This is a genomic window from Spiroplasma sp. hyd1 (assembly GCF_016082235.1).
GTDB classification, from domain to species: domain Bacteria; phylum Bacillota_I; class Bacilli_A; order Mycoplasmatales; family Mycoplasmataceae; genus Spiroplasma; species Spiroplasma poulsonii.
Window position 1 is genome coordinate 1 of sequence record NZ_JXYY01000090.1, and the last position, 2422, is coordinate 2422.

1 protein-coding gene is annotated in these 2422 nt (G+C 19.9%); it reads left to right on the top strand.

Annotated elements, in window-relative coordinates; translation table 4 throughout:
* Positions 1-371: 371 nt before the first annotated feature.
* Positions 372-2422: ETX/MTX2 family pore-forming toxin (locus TS70_RS06295; protein ID WP_198049747.1), on the top strand; the 2051-nt coding region annotated here is incomplete at its 3' end.

Sequence of the window (2422 nt, forward strand, 5' to 3'; positions counted from 1 at the left end):
GTAAGTCATTTTATCACAAAATTTCAGAAAATCAACCGCTCGCCCAAAATTATAATGTGAATTATTCATCATTTTGTATCAATTTAAATTATAAAAATAATCAAAATTTGATACAAAAATTAAAAAAATGTTTACTCTTTTAAATATTTTTGATGATATAATCAAATTGCCTGAAAATAAATTTAGGTTATTGGCAAAGTAAAATAAAAAATAGAAAATAAAACTCGTCAAAATTTATATTTTCATAAGTATAAAATAACAAAATAAAACTGTTTTGTCAAATTATATTTTGAAAACTAATAAATTTTCAATTTTGTTGAAAATTTATTTTAATTAAATTTATTTTGTAAAAAAATGAAGGGAAACAAAAAATGAAAATACTTTTAGGATTATTAGGAACAATTATGATAACTGGAAACACAATACCATCAGTTATTGCCGCTAGTCCTTATCAAAAAGAAGAAAATATCAAAAATAGTGATATTAATTATCGACAAACAAATAATTTAGAAACTCTAAATAGAAATAAAAGAGGCGTTGATGATGGTAATGAACTTGTTGGTTTAAACCCATTTTATGCTTCTTTTGTACCAAATTTGTGAGAAGAAATTATAATTATAAAATATGAAGCTGGTAATAACTTATCACTTTTTAGAGAAAAAGTTATGAAAAAATTTAAAGTTTATAAATTTGATATATGAAATTGATTTATAACAGATTCTGTTGTTTATAATTTTTTAGAAGTAATTTTTAATAATTGAGATTATGTAAATTTTTATTGAAGAAATAGCACAAAAAGAGAAAGAATTAGAATTGTAACTGAGAAAAATATGATTGCTAGTGTTGTCATAAGAACAGGTGATAGCAAGTATTATCGAAATGATTATTTAAATAATCAAATAATAAATGAAGTTCTTATAAATAGGGATTTAGGAAAATTATTTATTATTAATCAACAAACCATTTTAAATTCAATAAAATTAAGAAATTGAAATATAGATATTTCACATTTATCTGTTTCAGATATAACAAATAAATCAGCTAAAATAACAGTAAGTTCAATTGGAAAATATAATAAAGGAACATGAGTAAATGTATATTTTAAAAAACATGATTTAATTAGTTTAAGTGGTATTAAAAATAATAAAATTGAAATATTAAATAGAAATGAAACTGCAATTTTAAATGAGTTAAATTACTTAAATTATGATTTAGATATATCACAGTTAGAACTTTATGATATTATAAATACATCAGCTATTATAAAAGCAAAAAAAGATAATAGTAAATATTTTGATGAAAAGAAAATTTACTTTACAATAAATAATCAAGAAAATAAAATTATTGATTTAGGTGAATTAATTAAAAAAGGTATATTTTTAAGTTTTAGAGATAAAAATAAAGAAAGTATTATAAAAGAAATTAATAATATTGACGAAAATGATTTAATATATTCAAATATAAAACTAACAAAAGATATTAATGAAATTTATAATAAAAATACAAAAGAACTTTGTAATGACATAACAATGTTAACTAATGATTCATCTGAAATTCAAAACATGAAAACAAATAGTTGTACATATAAAAAAGAAAAATTAGAAAATATTAAAATCACAGTAGGTTTAAAAAATAGAAAAATAAGTTCACAAACATCAAAAACAAAACAAAATTCAAATTTGGAATTAAACGCTGATATAACTGCAAAAAATAAATATTTAAAAAAAATTTTGGGTTTAACATTTAATGCTGAAGGAAAATATCAAAATGAAACTAATTTTGAAGATTCAAAAATACAAGAATTAAGTGATGAATTTGATTTATCAGACAATAAAGAATATGAAAATAAAGAAACTTCTGAAATAACAATACCTTCTCAAGAAATTAAAGTTAATCCAAGACAAAAAATTAAATTTTCTATTTTATTAGATCAAGTTTCAAAACAAATTATATGAAATTTAAAACAAAATATTCATGGAGAAATTAATGCAGAAATAACAAATGAAGAAAATATGACATACAAATTTGAAATTTCAATTAAAGAAATTATGCAAAAACTAAAACAATATAGTCTTTTACCACAAGAAATTACAATAAATAATGACGATACAATTACTTTTAATGGAAAATTAATGGGATCATTACAACAAACTCTTAATAATAAAATAAAAATTGAACAAATAAATAATTATGATGTTCTTGCCGATGGTAGTTGTTTGTTTTGATCTGTAGCAACAGCTTATTTATTACCAGTAAGAAATAATAATGATGAATTTAGAGCGCGATTTATTCATTTATTTAGTATAGAAAATATAAAAAACTTAGGAGATATTCAAAATTTATTAAGGGAATATGATTTAGAAAATCATAACAATAATCAATTGTGATATCAAAATCAAACAGCAAATAATTTAGTAACAAA